1 protein-coding gene is annotated in these 1,254 nt (G+C 61.8%); it reads left to right on the forward strand.

Annotation, left to right across the window (positions count from 1 at the left end):
- Positions 1 to 68 precede the first annotated feature (68 nt).
- Positions 69 to 1,228, forward strand: a protein-coding gene (locus P2G62_RS17770) for an IS3 family transposase (RefSeq protein ID WP_275736214.1) whose coding sequence is annotated in 2 segments (ribosomal slippage) — positions 69 to 318 and positions 318 to 1,228 — 1,161 coding nt in all. Because the reading frame shifts where the segments join, the coding sequence is not laid out codon by codon here.
- Positions 1,229 to 1,254: the final 26 nt, after the last annotated feature.

Consider the following 1,254-nt stretch of genomic DNA (forward strand, 5'->3'; position numbering starts at 1 on the left):
ATGACCTGCCCCCCGCGGGATCCCTCAACGTAGTGTAGAGTCTGCGCCAACTCTGAAGGAGCAGACGAATGCGAAAAAGCCGTTTCACCGAGGCGCAGATTATCGGGATGATCAAGGAGCAGGAGGCAGGCATGCCGACAGCTGATGTGTGCCGCAGGCATGGCCTCAGCCCGGCGACCTTTTACAAGTTCAAGGCCAAGTATGGTGGCATGGAGCTCTCCGAGGCGGCCAGGCTGAAGGCGCTCGAAGACGAAAACGCCAAGCTCAAACGTCTGTTGGCCGACACCATGCTCGACAACGTGGTTCTGAAGGATCTGCTGGGAAAGAACTGACGACATTGACCAGGCGGCGAGAGGCGGCGCTCAGGGCGATGCGGGATCATGACATCTCGCAGCGTCGGGCCTGCCAGCTTATCGGTGTCGACCCCAAGACGGTCCGGCGCACACGCCCGCCGGACTGCCCCGAGATCCGCGAGGAGATGAAGGAGATCGCCGGGAAGCGGCGCCGGTTTGGCTATCGCCGGATCGGCATCCTGCTTGAGCGCAAGGGTATGACCATGAACCACAAGAAGCTGTATCGGCTCTATCGCGAGGAAGGGCTATCGGTGAAGCGACGGCGTGGACGCAAGCGGGCTCGCGGGTCACGCACGCCGATGCCTGCGGCGGCGCATCCCAATGCGCGCTGGTCGCTCGACTTCCTGGCGGACAGCTTCGGCGCCTCGCGCAAGTTCCGTATTTTGGCCGTGATCGACGATTGTTGCAGAGAGAACCTGTGCCTGGTCGCCGATACCAGCATATCGGGCACGCGTGTTGCCCGTGAACTCGATGCGCTGGTGCGGATCTACGGAAAGCCTGCTTGCATTGTCAGCGACAACGGGACGGAGTTCACCAGCCGGGCCATCCTGAGATGGGCCGACCAGAACGCCATTCCCTGGCACTACATCGACCCCGGCAAGCCGCAGCAGAACGCGTTCATCGAGTCCTTCAACGGCAGCCTGCGCGACGAATTATTAAACGAGGAGATCTTCGACACACTGGACGATGCCCGGCGCAAGTTGGCGCTCTGGCGCTACGACTACAACGCCGTCAGACCGCACTCGTCTCTGGGAAACCAGACGCCGCTCGAAGCGCGCCGGACGCTTGAGCAATTTGAGGGCTCCGCGCCCGGCGCGCTTGCCCACAACAACCGATCCGACTACCAATCTCAAACCTGCAGACTCTCGTTATGAACGAGGGACCCAAGGGGGGCAGGTCA

This window comes from Paenirhodobacter sp. CAU 1674, assembly GCF_029222945.1.
GTDB lineage: Bacteria > Pseudomonadota > Alphaproteobacteria > Rhodobacterales > Rhodobacteraceae > Rhodobacter.